This window comes from Nitrincola salilacus, assembly GCF_046271865.1.
GTDB lineage: Bacteria > Pseudomonadota > Gammaproteobacteria > Pseudomonadales > Balneatricaceae > Nitrincola > Nitrincola salilacus.
This window is the reverse complement of record NZ_CP176580.1, coordinates 4,722,902-4,738,153: the sequence shown is the minus strand read 5'-3', so window position 1 is coordinate 4,738,153 and position 15,252 is coordinate 4,722,902. Positions and strand designations below refer to the sequence as shown.

Annotated in this window: 19 protein-coding genes; 12 read left to right on the top strand and 7 right to left on the bottom strand. The window is 54.2% G+C overall.

The window, feature by feature from the left end; translation table 11 throughout:
• Nucleotides 1-40 precede the first annotated feature (40 nt).
• Nucleotides 41-934, bottom strand: coding sequence for an amidohydrolase family protein (locus tag ACK3CJ_RS21810; protein WP_409524301.1), 894 nt, complete (start codon nucleotides 932-934; stop codon nucleotides 41-43).
• Nucleotides 935-1,032: 98 nt separating this feature from the next.
• Nucleotides 1,033-1,923, bottom strand: coding sequence for an alpha/beta hydrolase (locus tag ACK3CJ_RS21805; protein WP_409524300.1), 891 nt, complete (start codon nucleotides 1,921-1,923; stop codon nucleotides 1,033-1,035).
• Nucleotides 1,924-2,047: 124 nt separating this feature from the next.
• Between ACK3CJ_RS21805 and ACK3CJ_RS21800 the strand changes: the two genes are divergently transcribed.
• The 7 genes from ACK3CJ_RS21800 (at nucleotide 2,048) to arsB (ending at nucleotide 8,166) form a co-directional block, all read left to right on the top strand.
• Entirely contained in the window at nucleotides 2,048-3,013 is a 966-nt protein-coding gene (locus tag ACK3CJ_RS21800; RefSeq protein ID WP_409524299.1) for a GlxA family transcriptional regulator, read from the top strand.
• Between the two features lie 259 nt (nucleotides 3,014-3,272).
• Nucleotides 3,273-4,076 (top strand): transporter substrate-binding domain-containing protein, encoded by an 804-nt coding sequence (locus ACK3CJ_RS21795; protein WP_409524298.1) that lies wholly within the window; start codon nucleotides 3,273-3,275, stop codon nucleotides 4,074-4,076.
• 8 nt (nucleotides 4,077-4,084) lie between these two features.
• Nucleotides 4,085-4,750 carry an amino acid ABC transporter permease gene (locus ACK3CJ_RS21790; RefSeq protein ID WP_409524297.1) on the top strand — a complete coding sequence of 222 codons (666 nt, stop codon included), beginning with the start codon at nucleotides 4,085-4,087 and terminating at the stop codon, nucleotides 4,748-4,750.
• Nucleotides 4,747-5,397 carry an amino acid ABC transporter permease gene (locus ACK3CJ_RS21785; RefSeq protein WP_409524296.1) on the top strand — a complete coding sequence of 217 codons (651 nt, stop codon included), beginning with the start codon at nucleotides 4,747-4,749 and terminating at the stop codon, nucleotides 5,395-5,397. The genes ACK3CJ_RS21790 and ACK3CJ_RS21785 overlap by 4 nt, the downstream gene beginning before the upstream one ends.
• Entirely contained in the window at nucleotides 5,384-6,112 is a 729-nt protein-coding gene (locus ACK3CJ_RS21780) for an amino acid ABC transporter ATP-binding protein (protein WP_409524295.1), read from the top strand. Before ACK3CJ_RS21785 ends, ACK3CJ_RS21780 begins: the two co-directional genes overlap by 14 nt.
• A 46-nt stretch (nucleotides 6,113-6,158) precedes the next feature.
• A complete protein-coding gene (locus tag ACK3CJ_RS21775; RefSeq protein ID WP_409524294.1) occupies nucleotides 6,159-6,998 on the top strand; it encodes a MurR/RpiR family transcriptional regulator in 840 nt (279 codons plus the stop codon).
• A 130-nt stretch (nucleotides 6,999-7,128) separates the two neighbouring features.
• A complete protein-coding gene (arsB, locus tag ACK3CJ_RS21770) occupies nucleotides 7,129-8,166 on the top strand; it encodes an ACR3 family arsenite efflux transporter (RefSeq protein ID WP_409524293.1) in 1,038 nt (345 codons plus the stop codon).
• A gap of 53 nt (nucleotides 8,167-8,219) precedes the next feature.
• On the opposite strand, the gene chrA is transcribed toward arsB, so the two are convergent.
• Nucleotides 8,220-9,575: a chromate efflux transporter gene (chrA, locus tag ACK3CJ_RS21765; RefSeq protein WP_409524292.1), complete on the bottom strand. Its 1,356-nt coding sequence runs from the start codon at nucleotides 9,573-9,575 to the stop codon at nucleotides 8,220-8,222.
• Between the two features lie 206 nt (nucleotides 9,576-9,781).
• On the opposite strand from chrA, the gene ACK3CJ_RS21760 reads away from it, so the two are divergent.
• Together ACK3CJ_RS21760 and ACK3CJ_RS21755 are read left to right on the top strand one after the other, a co-directional pair.
• Nucleotides 9,782-9,997: a glycine zipper 2TM domain-containing protein gene (locus ACK3CJ_RS21760; RefSeq protein WP_409524291.1), complete on the top strand. Its 216-nt coding sequence runs from the start codon at nucleotides 9,782-9,784 to the stop codon at nucleotides 9,995-9,997.
• Between the two features lie 11 nt (nucleotides 9,998-10,008).
• Nucleotides 10,009-10,161, top strand: coding sequence for a hypothetical protein (locus tag ACK3CJ_RS21755; protein WP_409524290.1), 153 nt, complete (start codon nucleotides 10,009-10,011; stop codon nucleotides 10,159-10,161).
• Between the two features lie 67 nt (nucleotides 10,162-10,228).
• Here ACK3CJ_RS21755 and ACK3CJ_RS21750 read toward each other — a convergent pair whose 3' ends face one another.
• The 3 genes from ACK3CJ_RS21750 to hexR form a co-directional block, all read right to left on the bottom strand.
• Nucleotides 10,229-10,957: a pseudouridine synthase gene (locus ACK3CJ_RS21750; RefSeq protein WP_409524289.1), complete on the bottom strand. Its 729-nt coding sequence runs from the start codon at nucleotides 10,955-10,957 to the stop codon at nucleotides 10,229-10,231.
• Between the two features lie 112 nt (nucleotides 10,958-11,069).
• Complete coding sequence (locus ACK3CJ_RS21745; RefSeq protein WP_409524288.1) at nucleotides 11,070-11,279, bottom strand: PA3496 family putative envelope integrity protein; 210 nt, start codon at nucleotides 11,277-11,279, stop codon at nucleotides 11,070-11,072.
• A gap of 217 nt (nucleotides 11,280-11,496) precedes the next feature.
• The gene (gene hexR / locus ACK3CJ_RS21740; RefSeq protein ID WP_409524287.1) at nucleotides 11,497-12,387 is read right to left on the bottom strand and encodes a transcriptional regulator HexR; all 891 of its coding nucleotides are present in this window, start codon (nucleotides 12,385-12,387) and stop codon (nucleotides 11,497-11,499) included.
• A 175-nt stretch (nucleotides 12,388-12,562) separates the two neighbouring features.
• Between hexR and ACK3CJ_RS21735 the strand changes: the two genes are divergently transcribed.
• Genes ACK3CJ_RS21735 through ACK3CJ_RS21725 form a run of 3 tightly spaced genes read left to right on the top strand, consistent with a single transcriptional unit; the run spans nucleotide 12,563 to nucleotide 13,895 of the window.
• Nucleotides 12,563-13,168, top strand: coding sequence for a YjaG family protein (locus ACK3CJ_RS21735; protein WP_409524286.1), 606 nt, complete (start codon nucleotides 12,563-12,565; stop codon nucleotides 13,166-13,168).
• Nucleotides 13,169-13,170: 2 nt separating this feature from the next.
• Nucleotides 13,171-13,425, top strand: coding sequence for a hypothetical protein (locus tag ACK3CJ_RS21730; protein ID WP_409524285.1), 255 nt, complete (start codon nucleotides 13,171-13,173; stop codon nucleotides 13,423-13,425).
• A 38-nt stretch (nucleotides 13,426-13,463) separates the two neighbouring features.
• Complete coding sequence (locus ACK3CJ_RS21725; RefSeq protein WP_409524284.1) at nucleotides 13,464-13,895, top strand: hypothetical protein; 432 nt, start codon at nucleotides 13,464-13,466, stop codon at nucleotides 13,893-13,895.
• Here the strand turns inward: ACK3CJ_RS21725 and phoR are convergent.
• Entirely contained in the window at nucleotides 13,887-15,212 is a 1,326-nt protein-coding gene (gene phoR / locus ACK3CJ_RS21720; protein WP_409524283.1) for a phosphate regulon sensor histidine kinase PhoR, read from the bottom strand. The genes ACK3CJ_RS21725 and phoR overlap by 9 nt on opposite strands.
• Nucleotides 15,213-15,252: the final 40 nt, after the last annotated feature.

Genomic DNA, 15,252 nt, shown 5'->3' with positions numbered 1-15,252 from the left:
GGCAAAGGCAGATAATATCCAGGACTGGGCTGAACAACACTCAGAAGTCATAAAGCAGGGCCGGGTTATCCACAAGGATCTTTTGCTGCAGATCACTATCCGGCGCCCAGTCCAGTAAGGCATCCATCAGATCAGCATCGTTCGGCATCGCTTTGTTGAGGGGAGGATGGCTGAAGTGTGGATGCGGCCAGTCCGAGCCCCACAGACATCGGTCCGCATTGGCTGAGATCAGTGCCTGAGCAAAGGCTTTTACATCACGATAAGGTGGCAAGGCTTCAGCGCTGATGCGATATGCGCCTGAAAGCTTGACCCAGGTATTCCCCTGTTGCAGCAAACGCAGCAGGCTCTGAAAACCCGGATGATCAATACCCTTGCTGCAGGGCATATGCCCCATATGATCGATCACGACAGGTACCGGTAACGCAGCGATGCGCTGTTCCAGGTCGGGGTAGTCAGACACATCTATCAGAAACTGCAGATGCCACCGACGCTCAGCCAGTCGTTGTGCCAACGCCTCGACATCCGTCCAGGCAATGCCTCCCTTGAACAGGAGGTTCATCCGTATGCCACAATGTCCACTCTGTTGCAGCAGGTCCAGCTCCTGCTCGCTGACATCAGCATTCACTACGGCAACCCCTTTATATTGCTTACCCATCTGTCGCAGATAGTTCAGCGTGTCACTTTGCAGGCGGTTGTCGGTTCCATATACACTGGGTTGAACCAGCACACCACGTTCTATCCCCAACTGTTGGTGCAGGTGCAGATAGGCACCCACTGTTGCATCGGGTGGAGTATAGGTCCGCTGCGACATATAGGGATAACGACTGGCCGGCCCGAAAACATGGGCATGGGTGTCCGTGGCACTGGGTGGCAGTCGCCTTTGAGGTTGCTTCGGGAAAGGGTCAGCGGCTTCACAGACAGGGATGCCGGTCATCTTGTAAACTCCTCAGACAGTCCAGTGGTTCAGAAACAGTGGTTCAGACAAGCCGGTGGTGACTGCCAATGACAGGCAGCACCCCCGGAGAGACATAATCAGACGTTAGCGCTGACCCAACTGGCAATATGGCCGGAGAAGCGGATAAAGCGGGGATCTTCATCCAACATCCACTCGGTATGACCGCCGCCTTCGAGCAGGAACAACTCTTTAGGGCCCGGGTAGCTGGCATAGAGGGATTTGGCCTCAGTGACCGGGTGCAGATCATTCTCGGCACCATGTGCGATCAGCAGCGGGACGCTGGCATAACGCTCATCCAGATGTTTCTCAGGACAGAAGCTGATCAGCGAATCGGCAAAATCGAAGGTGGATGTCACACCGTAGCCAGGTGCCTTGACCAGCTCGGTGAAGACATATTCACGGCTGACGGGGTCCAGTGGATAGATATCAAAAGGATCAATACCCTTGGGCTCACCACCCTTGGACAGGCGCAGCCGCTCTTTGGCCATGAACTGCTTGAAGGCTTTCCAGCCATGTTCACCACGCAGCGCTTTCTGAACACGTACGGCATCAAAGAAACCATTCATGCTGACCAGCGCATCGATCTGATCTTCGCACAGACGGAAGGCATCCAGAATCAGACCACCGGCCATACCCCAGCCAGCCAGTACCACCTTGCGACCCTCTGCCTGAGCGCGTTCATGCACAATGGAGACGGCGCTGGCGATGTCGCGGACCTGTTCTTCGATCAGTACACGCTCACGTACCCCTTCAGACTCGCCGAAACCACGATAATCGAAACCGAAAACAGTGTAACCCTTAGGTGTGAAGGCCCGGGCATAGCGCTCCGGATGGATATTTTTCTGGCCGGTGAAACCACTGCATACGATGATGATCGGCAGGCTCGGCTGGCTGTTCTGCTCGTCGGTAAAGAAAGCGCCATCGAGTTTCAAGCCGTCGCTGATGAAGCTGATTTTTTGTTCTTTCATGGTAATTACTGTCCTGAATGCGGAGTTGTGTTGTCGTTTCTGATACCTATAATGGCGGATATGGGCGGGTTTATTTTTTAATAATCCGACATTATTGATCAAATTGCCGACGTCAGGAGCGCCTGTGAGCAGTCTAGCTTCTGCAGATGAAACTGAACATTTCGGTTTCTTTCTGTTACCTGAATTTTCCATGATCTCCTTCGCTGCTGCGGTGGATCCTTTGCGCATGGCCAATCGCATGAGCGGGCGTCCACTTTATGCCTGGCACTTTTATGGCCTGAATGATAAGCCTGTGCGCTGCAGTAATGGCGTGGTGATTCCGCCTACGCGCAAGATGGAAGATCTGGAGGGGTTGGATTGCATGTTCGTGGTGGCAGGTATAGGTGCCCATCAGTTGGATCAGGAGCCGTTGTTCAAGTGGCTGCGCAGTCTGAAGCGCCGGGGCATGAGTCTCGGGGCTACCTCCACAGGTAGTTTGCTGCTGGCTCGCGCCGGTCTACTGAAAGGCAAGACCTGCACTATCCATTGGGAAAACCGCGACAGCCTGCAGGAGATGTTTCCCGACCTGATCGTGACGGAAGAGTTGTATGAGCTTGATGGAAAGGTGATGACCTGTTCCGGCGGTCTGGCTGGTCTGGATATGATGCTGCAACTGATCGGTCTGCGCCATGGCGAAGCGCTTGCACAGGATGTGGCGGAGCAGTGTATCCATCCTGATATACGCCCGGCGCATGATAAGCAGCGGATGAAACTGCAGTTGCGCTATCACGCCAACCATCCACGTCTGCTGAAGGCGCTGGAATTGATGCGGACGCATGTCGAAGAGGCGCTGACGATCGATCAGATCTGCAGCCGAATAGGCCTGTCATCGCGTCAGTTGGAACGTCTGTTCAGGCAATATCTGGAGGAGACACCAGCGCAATACTATATGGCCTTGCGGCTTGAGCGTGCTCGGCATCTGCTGCAGCAATCATCCCTGTCAGTTCTGCAGATCGCCGACGCCTGCGGTTTCAGCTCCACCTCCTATTTCTCACGCTGCTATCGGCAGCATTTCGGGAATACGCCACGCGAAGAACGTTCGGCTGGCTAGGCTCACCACTTTTGCCTGCTTCAGGTGCATCATGCCCTGAAGCAGTGCATTCTTTCTCCCCTCTGCGCTTCTGATAAAAAGCAGTCACTGCCTTCCTCCCATAAGCCGTTATCTATAAACCATTGCTTTATAAAAAGAATAAAAACACAGCTTTGCTATAGCCCAAGACTGGCCCTTTTATTGCAATGTTCAGGTCGATTGAATCAAAAGTTACAACTCTTGAACTGACAAGATCCTGAACCGATCAGAGGACTAAGTGATGAAGCGGACCCTTACCCGAATGAAGCGTGGCGTACTGACACTGGTAGCTGCGGCTGGCTTGAGCCTGACACTGGGCGCGCAGGCGAATCTGTTGAATGAGATTGAAGAGCGCGGTGTGTTGCGTGTTGCGGTACCACAGGATTTTCCGCCTTTCGGATCCGTGGGGTCCGATCTGCAGCCACGTGGCTATGATATTGATATGGCCAATTATATTGCTGAGCAGATGGGCGTGAAGGTTGAGTTGATTACTGTAACCAGTGCCAACCGTATTCCCTATCTGCAGACTGGTCGTGCGGATCTGGTGATCTCCAGCCTGGGTAAGAATGAGGAGCGCGAGAAGGCGATCGATTTCAGCGATGCTTATGCACCCTTCTTTCTTGGTGTGTTCGGTAATGCCGATATTGCCGTGACCTCGCCGGAGGATCTGGCGGATAAAGTGGTGGGTGTGACGCGCGGCGCGGTTGAGGATATGGAGCTGGAGAAGGTGATGCCGACCTCTACTACCCTGCAGCGTTTCGAAGATAACAACACGACGCTGTCGGCTTATCTGTCCGGTCAGGTGCAGTTGATCGCAACCGGTAATCTGGTGGCTGCCGAGATCGCTGAACGCCGTCCGAACCAGGCACCGGTGGCCAAGTTCATGCTGCGCGACTCTCCCTGCTACATTGGGTTGAAAAAGGGCGAAGCTGAGCTGCAGGCGAAAGTGAATGAGATCATTGCGCAGGCGAAGACGGACGGTTCATTGAATGCTATCTCTGAAACCTGGCTGAAAGCTCCGCTGCCGGCCGGTTTCGGAAGCTGAGGTAACAGATGCTGAGTTTTGGCGATCTGCTGCCCTACACGGATGTGCTGCTTAACGGCTTGTTGATAACCATTGAGCTGACGGTCTATGCCACGCTGGGTGGCGTGGCTATTGGGACTGCCTGTGCGGCGGGTCGCCATTATGGCGGCCTCTGGTTGCGTGCTCTGATCGGTGCCTATGTGGAGCTGATCAGAAACACGCCCTTTATCGTGCAGTTGTTCTTTATCTTCTTCGGGCTTCCGGCGGTCGGCATCATGCTGAGCGCCTGGCAGGCGGGTCTGCTGGCGATGCTGATCAATCTTGGTGCCTACAGTACCGAGATTATCCGCGCCGGGCTTGCCGTCACCCCAAAAGGCCAGATAGAAGCGGCCCGCGTGCTGGGTATGAGCCCGCGTCAGACCTTCTTTCGCGTGGTGCTGATTCCGGCATTCGAGAAGATCTACCCTGCCTTGACCAGCCAGTGCATCATCGTGATGCTAGGATCCGCGGTGGTGTCGCAGATCTCGGTGATGGATCTGACCTATGCCGCGAACCTGATCCAGTCACGCAACTTCCGCAGCTTTGAGGCCTATCTGGTCACGGCATTGATCTATCTCTGTTTTGCCGTGTTGATGCGCCAGGCGTTCAACCAGCTTGGCCGCTATCTGTTCAGACACAGGAGGGATGCATCATGATGGAGTTTTCCGACTGGGATATTCTGCGCAATCTGCTGCTGGCGGCGCGCTGGACCATCCTGCTGTCGCTGACGGCTTTCGTTGGAGGCATCAGTGTCGGTCTGTTGCTGACCTGCATGCGTCTGACCCGGCGTAAGCCCTTGCAGATTCTGGTGCGCGGCTATGTTGAGCTGTTTCAGGGTACGCCGCTGCTGATGCAGCTGTTTCTGGCCTTCTTCGGTTTATCACTGCTGGGTATCGATATCTCGGCCTGGGGGGCTGCCGCGCTGGCACTGACGCTTTTCACCAGTGCGTTTCTGACCGAGATCTGGCGGGGCTGTATCGATACCCTGCCTAAAGGGCAGTGGGAAGCCTGCCGCTGTCTGGGGCTCAATTTCAGACAGACGCTGACACATGTCGTGTTGCCTCAGGCGTTTCGCGTCGCGCTGGCACCGACGGTCGGCTTCTCGGTGCAGGTGATCAAGGGCACGGCGCTGGCATCGATCATCGGCTTTGTCGAACTGACGAAGGCGGGCACCATGCTCAATAACGCCACTTTCGAGCCGTTCAAAGTCTTTGCCCTGGTTGCGCTGATCTATTTTGCGCTCTGTTATCCCTTGTCACTGGCAAGTCAGCATCTGGAGAAAAAGCTCAATGGCACTCGTTAATATTGATCAGGTTCACAAGTATTACGGGGACCTGCATGTACTCAAGGGGATCGACCTGAAAATCACCGCCGGTGAAGTGGTGTCGATCATCGGCCGCAGCGGTTCGGGTAAAAGCACGCTGCTGCGCTGTATCAATGGGCTGGAAGGCTATCAGAAAGGTGGTATTACGCTGGATGGCAAGGAGGTCAGCAGTGATGAGCAACAGGTCAGGCTGTTGGCACGCAGTGTCGGCATGGTGTTTCAGAGTTTCAACCTGTTTCCGCATCTGACCGTGGGCGAGAACGTGATGCTGGCGCCGAGACTGGTGCTGAAGCTGGCAAAGGAGGAGGCGCGTGCGCTGGCGCTGGATAAACTGACGAAGGTGGGGCTGGCGGAGAAGATCGATCAATATCCGGAAAAACTCTCGGGAGGTCAGCAGCAGCGGGTCGCGATTGCGCGTGCCTTGGCGATGTCGCCCAAGGTGTTGCTCTGTGATGAGATCACCTCGGCGCTGGATCCTGAGCTGGTTGGTGAGGTGTTGAAGGTGCTGGAGCAGCTCGCGTCTGAGGGGATGACACTGGTGCTGGTCACGCATGAGATGAATTTTGCACGAGATGTCGGTGATCGAGTAGTGTTCATGCATGAGGGTAAAGTTTGGGAAAGCGGTCCGGCGAAAGCGGTGTTCAGTCAGCCGACGACACCGGAACTGCAAAGCTTTATCAATGCTGTATTATGACGTTGTGACTCTTAATAACTGACTGCTTAGGACAGAGAGTTGATTTATGCGCCAGATCACCGAGCTGATTCGCCAGCATTATGAGCATCTTTCGCCCAGTGAGCGGCGGGTTGCCGGATTCATCCTGGATCATCTGGATGATCTGGCCACCTATAATTCGGTGGAGCTGAGCGAGCAGTGCAACACCTCCAAAGCGACTGTCAGCCGTCTGTTTCGTCGCCTGGGCTATAACAGCTTCAAGGATATGCGAGAGGAGGTCAGAAAGCTGCGCCAGTCCGGTGTGCCACTGCCGGGTAATGTCGGGCAGCAGGGTGTGGGATTGATCGAGCGTCATCTCAAGTCTGAAGCAGACAACCTGCAACGCCTGTCGGTACTGTTTCAGAATGCACAGTTACAGGGCTTTATCGCGGCTCTTGCCGATGCTCGACAGGTGGGGGTGATCGGTTTTCGTAACAGCTATCCAGTGGCGATGCATCTGCGTCAGCAACTGATTCAGGTGCGCCCACAGGTTGCACTGTTGCCGCAACCGGGTCAGACCCTGGCCGAGGAACTGGTCGGTTACACCCCGCAGGATATGATCATTCTGGCTGGCTTTCATCGTCGGCCCCGCGCCTTCAGCCATATCATTGCCGGTATCAGGGAGCAGCAGGTGCCGCTGGCGCTACTGACTGAAACCGGTAGTGGCCTTGCCGACTGCCATCCGGACTGGTTGTTCGAGATCCCGCTGGACAGCATCTCCGCCTTCGACAGCTATGCCTTGCCGATGAGCCTGGTCAGTCTGATCAGCAATCTGCTGCTGCACCATCAATTGAGCCAGGGTCGCCTGCGGATCGAGCAGATCAATGCGCTGTATGAGGTAACTCAGGAGCTGGATCTGAATCTGTGAATCCAGCGCCTGCCGGATAGTCGACTAACCATTCATCCGAAGCCCTGCATCAGCACAAAGTGTTGTGTTGTATATATGCTTTTTCATATATAATCACCCCATTCTGATCGAATGGGTCTTTGGAGAAAGCATGGGTATTTTCGAACGCTATATGACCCTGTGGGTGGGCTTGTGTCTTCTGGCCGGGGTCGTGCTGGGTAATCTGATGCCGGGCGTATTTACGCTGGTGGCGGGTTTCGAGTTCTTCCATGTCAATCTGGTTGTGGCGGTGTTCATCTGGGTGATGATCTATCCGATGATGGTGCAGATCGATTTCAGTGCCATCAAGGATGTCGGCAGAAAGCCCAAAGGGCTGATACTGACGCTGGTGATCAACTGGCTGATCAAGCCATTCACCATGGCTGCACTGGGCTGGCTTTTCTTCCGTGTGATCTTTGCCGACTGGGTCGACCCGCAAAGTGCCGGTGAGTATATCGCGGGCATGATTTTGCTGGGTGTGGCGCCCTGCACGGCGATGGTGTTTGTCTGGAGCCAACTGACTAAAGGTGATCCCAACTACACACTGGTACAGGTGTCGGTCAACGATATCATCATGGTGTTTGCATTTGCACCGATTGCTGCCTTCCTGCTGGGGATCAGTGACATTATCGTGCCCTGGGAGACACTGCTGCTGTCGACAGTGCTCTATGTTGTACTGCCGCTGCTGGCGGGTATCTGGACGCGCCGGCATCTGGAGCGCAAGGGCGATGGTGTCCGGCTGGACAGTTTTTTACGCCAACTCAAGCCCTGGTCGATCCTCGGCCTGCTGGCCACGGTGGTGCTGCTGTTTGGTTTTCAGGCGCAGACCATCATCGAGCAACCTCTGACTATCGGTATGATTGCGATACCCCTTCTGATTCAGACTTATGGCATTTTCATTATTGCCTATGCCGCCGCTTATTGGTTGCGCCTGCCACACAATATTGCCGCACCCGCCTGCATGATCAGTACCTCCAACTTTTTCGAACTGGCCGTGGCTGTGGCGATCTCGCTGTTCGGGCTGCACTCGGGCGCTGCACTCGCGACAGTCGTTGGTGTTCTGGTGGAGGTACCGGTCATGCTGACGCTGGTTGCGGTCGCGAACCGCACCCGGCACTGGTTTGATCCCAGAAGTAGTGAACCAAAGTAGTGAGTCAAAGCAGTGAATCAAAGCAGTGATACAAGCGCCACCCTTTACCAACCTCAGATCAGCGAATAAGAAAGCCCCAGACAGGCGCAGGCGGCGATAACCGGAATCACGCCGACCTTGAAGCGGAACAGGGCGATAAAGGCCGCGCAGCCAAGCAGGGCAGAGAAGAGCTCAAATCTGCCCTCAAATCCATCTGGCCAGAGCACATGCCAGGCAAAAAACAACGCCAGATTCAGAATCACCCCGACCACGGCAGCGGTGATGCCGGTAAGGGGGGCCGTGAAGCCGATATTGTGCCGAGTCGCTTCCACTGAGGGGGCGCCGAGCAGGATAAACATGAAAGAGGGCAGGAAAGTGTAGTAGGTGACCACGGCGGCGGCCGTGAGTCCTGCCAATGCCAGTTGATCGGGTCCGAAGAGTGCAGATGTCCAGCCACCGACAAAACCGACAAAGGCCACAATCATGATCAGCGGGCCGGGAGTGGTTTCCCCCAGAGCCAGGCCATCAATCATCTGCGTTGCCGTGAGCCAACCATACTGCTCAACAGCACCCTGATAGACATAGGGTAGCACCGCATACGCGCCACCAAAGGTGACCAATGCTGCCTTGGTAAAGAACCAGCCCATAGTGGCCAGGGTTCCGTTCAGATCACTGACCAGCGCCAATACCAGCAGCGGCAACATAAACAGCGTCAGACCACTGAACAGTATGATCAGCATACGCTTCCAACTGAAGCGGGCATGTTCCGGCAGAGGGGTGTGCTCATCAATCAGGGCGGGGCCATAATCCATCTTCTCTCCCTGATGCCCACCGCCCAGCTGAAAAAACTGTGGAGCCAGGCGGGAGCCTATATAACCGATCCCTGCGGCAGCCAGCACAATCAACGGGAAGGGAACACTGAAAACAAAGATGGCGACAAAAGCCAGTGTCGAGATGATACGCAATGCCCAGTTGCGCAGCGCTCGCGACCCGATACGCCAGGCGGCAAACAGGACGATCGCCGTGACGGCCGGTTTGATACCGTAGAGGAGTCCTTGTACCAGCGGGACATCGCCGAAGGTGAGGTAGGTCCAGGTCAGAGCGGCCAGCAGGAAAAAAGAGGGGAGGATGAACAGAAGACCGGCAATCAGCCCGCCTTTTACTCCGTGCAGCAACCAGCCGATGTAGGTGGCGAGCTGTTGCGCTTCCGGCCCCGGCAACACCATGGTGTAGTTCAATGCATGCAGGTAACGCCGCTCTGAGATCCAGCGTCGATTTTCCACCAGATCCTGATGCATCATGCTGATCTGTCCGGCAGGGCCTCCGAAGCTGAGCAGACCCAGGCGCAGCCAGTACAGGGTTGCCTGCCACAGAGAAACAGGAGCAGGTGCCTCTTTATGGACCAGGACTTCAGGTGTGTTGGCTTGCATCGGGGCTCTCTGACTTGCTGGGGTGGTGTTGTCGTGATTGTTGGGTGTGCAGTGTAGCAATACACAGCCCCTCAGCAATAGACCAGACACACTGAAAGCAGCTTGCTGGAACCAGAACTGATTGTCAGGGGTCCAAGCTTTATGAGCGTGCATCATCAATTCAGTGTAAAGGACTATGCATGACTCTAAAACAAAGGAGCGTCATCATGAAAATATTACATAAATCTCTACTCAGTACCTTGATTCTTGTTCTGTTTCTTAGCTTGGCAGGCTGTAGTGGCATGTCGCAACGAGACAAAAATACCGCCATAGGTGCAGGTGTAGGTGCCGTTGGTGGGGCAGTGCTGACGGGTGGTAGCACATTGGGAACTGTCGGTGGTGCTGCAGTCGGTGGTTTTATTGGTCGAGAAATCAACAGGTAATCATGTGCAGAATGGCAACCTCAAGCCAGGCTCTGCTCAAATCGGGTAACCAGTTGTGCAAGCCCATCCTGATCAGTCTGATCGAAACGCGCCAGGATGGGACTGTCTATATCCAGAACCGTAATAACTCTTCCCTTGTGGCGCACCGGCAGGACTATTTCTGATTCACTGGCGGCATCGCAGGCAATATGACCAGGGAAAGCGTGTACATCCTCCCCCCGCTGTATCTCACTACCTGCGGGTTGGACGGCAATCCAGTGCGTCGATCTCTTCAACAGTGAGAAAACGCCACTCTCCCGGGTTGAGGTCAGGATCCAGTGCTACAGTTCCGATTTGCTCGCGATGCAGGGCTATGACTTTGTTATCCACAGCGGCAAACATGCGTCGGATCTGATGATAGCGTCCCTCATGGATGGTAAGGCGCGCCTCGTGAGAGGCCAGTAACTCCAGTTGTGCGGGCCGGGTTGTGAGATCTTCGAAGGCAAAGTAGATCCCTCTGGCAAAAATCTCTTTGGTTGCGGGCGAAATAGAATCTCGCGTAGTGACGTGATAGGTTTTCGCCAAACCAGTATCCGGTAATGAAAGGTGTCGTGACCAGTGTCCGTCATTGGTCAGCAGCAGTAATCCGGTGGTATTGAAGTCCAGTCGACCCGGCAGATGCAGCTGATCTTTCCAGGGCTGATCGAGATAATCCATCACTGTCGGATGTTCGGGGTCGGTTGTAGCGCTGACGCAGCCGGCAGGTTTGTGCAGCATGACATGATAGCGAGGCTGGCCGGGTTGCAGTGTTTCAGCTTCGCCTGCTGTGGATAACAATGCGATATGGCTGAAAATATCCACAGGATACAAGGCATCGATGACAACACAGCCATTCACGCATACACGCTCCTCGCGCAACAACTGGCGTGCTGATTTGCGGCTGAGGTGGGGTTGGTTACTCAGGAATCTATCGAGGCGCATGCCGGTATTATAAGGCAAGCAAGGCTTAGGGGCAGAGATTAATGCCCTGTTATCTGTTGCGATACGCTTTGTTCAGAAGAAAACGTATCGCTCAGAGGAAGCGCATGACCGACTAGTCGTCGGTTTCGAACCAGCAATCTTCATCAATGAAGGTGGCCAGCTGTTTCTCCTCGCGCCTTCGCTCTATGGCGCGACGGGCTTCCAGCAGGCGTCGTGATGCGTGCTGTTTGCGTTTGTTCTGCTCCTCTATTTCGAATCCAACCATGATGTCGAAAACTTCGGTCTGAAGTGGATCCAGATCCTGCTCTTTCCGTATCAGCATAGCACTCGCTCCGATCAACTGTTCGCAGACGTTGATTGCGATCGCATCAATAGTGATCGCTTACCTGCGATACTTGCGTTAGACCATTTTTTAACCTATTCGAGATTAAAAATCAAATTCAGCTATATCCTGCGACTGAATATGAGAGCAAGGGTAGCGCTCAAATGTTGCACAATGATGAAAGGGGCATGATGAAAGGGATAGTGACGAACAGAGGTCAGTCGTTAGATTCCTGGCCGCGTCTGACCGGAAGCAGACGATCGTTCTGACGCAGACTGCGCAGGCTACGCTTGATCGTCTTCAGATGGTCGAACAATGCCGGCCCCAGCTTCATCGCGACACCAACTGCGAGAATGTCGATTACCACCAGATGCACGACGCGTGAGGACATCAGCGTGCTGAGGTCTTTGTCTTCTTCAACATCGACATGGATCGGGATGGTGGCGAGTTCAGCCAGGGGGGTAGTGCCAGGGCATAGGGTAATAACCGTGGCTCCTGCTTCCTTGACCAGCTTGACCGTGTGAAGCAGATCTTTGGTGCGTCCAGTCTGAGAGATGGCAACGACAACATCACCCTGAGTCAGCGTCAGAGCCGAGATGGTCTGCATGTGCGGGTCGGAATAGGCAGCAGCGGAGATCATCAGGCGATAGAACTTGTGCTGAGCGTCGGCACAGACGGGAGCCGATGCACCGAACCCATAGAACTCAACACGGTTGGCCTTGGCCAGCACATCGATCGCTTCTTCGAGCGTTTCCGGATCGAGCTGTTCACGGATATTGATCAGGTTGCCGATCATCGAATCAAAGATCTTCTGCTTGAACTCAATGACGGTGTCTTTAGTATCGAGCGAGAACTTCTCAAAGCTGGTGTTACTGGCCAGGCCCTGTGCCAGGGTCAGCTTGAAATCCTGAAAACCGTCGTAGTTCAGCGCGCGGCAGAAACGGACGACAGTCGGCTCGCTGACGTTGGCTTCGGAGGCCAGATCGACGATACGCATATGGATCACTTCATGAGGATTGGCGAGTACGTAATCAGCCACTTTTTGCTCTGATTTACGCAGCTTGTCCTTGGAATCGGCAATCGACTTGAGAAGATTGAAGGAGTTCAACTCTAATACCCGTAAGATCAATCTGTTATCAAACAGCCAGTATAGCAATGAAATCGGGTTGCGCATAATCCGAAAAAGCATCGGAATTTCAGCTGTTTTAGGTTTGTGGCTATGGATTATGCAGGTAAATCCGTACAATAGCGCTTAAACCCAAGGATACACATCGGAGAACCTGATGAAAGAGTGGCAGGAACTGGAACACCAACTCGAACAATTCAAGCCCTGGCAACTGACTGCCTGTGCGGTGGCGTTCACTGAGCGGATGTTTCCCAATTTTTCGCTCTTCTCCAAACTGTTGTCATTTGGTGACAGCGACAAGCTCCGTCAGGTTCTGAATGCCTTGTGGGATCAGTTTACCGGCTCCGGTGCGCGTATGAATTTCGAGGTGCAACTGGATCATGTCGAAGCCAATATGCCGTCACTGGAAGAGTACGACATGTATGGTGCAATGCCTGCACTGGATGCCGTGGTGGCGCTCTATTCCACGCTGGTGACGGTACTGGAAGAGGACCCGCAGGAGGTGCTCAGTATTATCCAGCTATCACAAGAATCGGTGGCAACTTTCATTGAAGTCAATCACACCGATCCACAGATGTCTGATATCGAACTGGTACGCTTTATCTCCACTCATGAGCTGATGCTGGATGAAGAGGCTTTCCGTGAAGAGGTGTTGGAGCGTGTGTCTCGTCAGGTTAATCCAGATAAAGCCTTTATCAGCCAACTGCGTGAGCTGGCCGAGAATCAGGGCATCAGCAATATCGGTATAAGCGACGACGAGTGATGATGCGTATTGGTCTGCTTCTGCTGGTAGTGCCGGGTTTGCTGTTGATGCTGGTATTTTTCCAGGAGCATACGGCAGTGACAGCCTGTGTAGAGTCCGGTGGTTCCTTTGATTATATCGAGCGTCTTTGTGATAGCGAGCGCTCACATTCTTTTGTTCCGATGCTGGTGCGCAGGCCCTTGCTGGTGAATGGATCGATGCTGCTGTGTTGTGCTGGCCTTATGATGACGCTGGTGGCGCTGTACCGTCGCCGCTGATCTCCTGAAATTATTTTGAATATCTAAGAAGATGATACATGCGTAAAAAAATCTGGATTGGTATTGCTCTCCTGGTGCTGCTATTGGTTGTTTTGGCCAAACTCTTGGGGCCAGGATGGTTGGAGCATTTCAACACTGAGCGTCAGCAGGAGGCCCAGGAAGCACGGCAATCAGGTTTGGTGTTTGGTCAGCAGTCGGATCAGATGCAGTGTCTGGATCAGGCGTTGGCCGACTTCACCACCTGTAGTGGTTCAGGCTGCACCATTAAACAGGGTGTGTTTCTGAAAGCCTGCTGGGAAAATGCCAGCCAGACGGAAGGTTTCTGTGAGGATGTTCCGGCTTTTGAAGATAAACCCAATGAGGAGGCCAAGGCGTGGGCCAAGCAAAGCTGTTGGGCGCGCGATATTCCCGGTGAAGGGTGTCGTCTGCTGATGCGCCAGCGTCAGCAACTGTGTACCCAGTCAGACTGACTCATCTACCTCTTCTCTATCGAGCATTTCGCTGGCAATCAGCATATCTGAGGGGAAGTGGCAGCAGAAAGTGCTGCCCTTACCCACTTTGCTCTTGATACTGAGCTTCGCGCCATGCCGAACCAGCACATGCTTGACGATAGACAAGCCCAGCCCGGTGCCGCCACTTTCACTTGAGCGACCTTCATCGACACGATAGAAGCGCTCGGTCAATCGCGGGATGTGGATTGACTCGATCCCCAGACCATTATCTTCGACGCAGAGTTTGCCACCCTTATTGTCCACCTGCCAGCTGATCACAATCCTGCTGCCAGAGGGTGTATAGCGTACAGCGTTGAATACCAGGTTGGAAAAGGCACTGTGCAGCTCCAACTCCTGACCCAGCAGGTCATATCCAGGTTCCAGCTTCAGCTCGATCTGATGTGCATTTTCGCCACTGATAACCTGTGCATCGCGCTGAATCTGCTGCAGCATATGATGGATATCCACAGGATGTTCATCACTGACGTGTTGACTCGATTCAAGGCGTGACAACAACAATAGATCCCTGACCAGCCCTTCCATGCGCTGTGTCTGTTTTTCCATCTGGCTCAGGCCGCGCAGTATCGGTGGTGGTAATTCCTGATCAAGGAAGGTCTCAATATACCCGCGCATCACTGTCAGTGGCGTTCTCAGTTCATGAGAGGCGTTGGCGACAAACGTCTGGCGGGTCTGTTCCAGGCGTTTCAGGCGAGTAATGTCTCTCGCCACCAGCAGCCGATCCCCTTCACCAAAAAGTGTGATGGTATACAGCAGATCCATCTGTTGATTTCGCGGAGATGACAGCTCCAGAGACTCGCTATAGTCTCCTTTGCGGTAGTAACGGATAAAACGAGGGTCCCGCAGCAGGTTAAGGACTGATTTACCTCGATCAGCGCGGGCCTTGAAGCCCAACAGGCGCTCGGCTGAGCGGTTCCACCACTCCAGATTGTTGCGCTTGTCTATGATCACCACAGCATCGCTGAGGGCCGCGGATGAGTGCTGGAAGCGCTTGATCACCTGCTGCAAAGCATGTTCCTTATTTCTGGCGGTGCGCTGCATCCGGTACAGGCCATCCAGCAAGTCTCCCCAGGTACCCTTGGCCAATGGGGGTTCGGAGCCATCCTCGCGTTTCAGCCAGGCCATCACCTTGCTGAGTTGCCAGATCTGAAATCCGGCCCAGCCAAGGACTGCCAGCAGGGCGAAGGTGCTTGGATAGCCCAGTAACCAGCCTGACAGCAGTGCGACACCGAGTGTCGTCAGCAGGCTGTAGAGCATCAAATGCCTGGATTGGTACATGCTACACAGTTCCCGATGTCAGTGGCGTGGCGACAGTCTG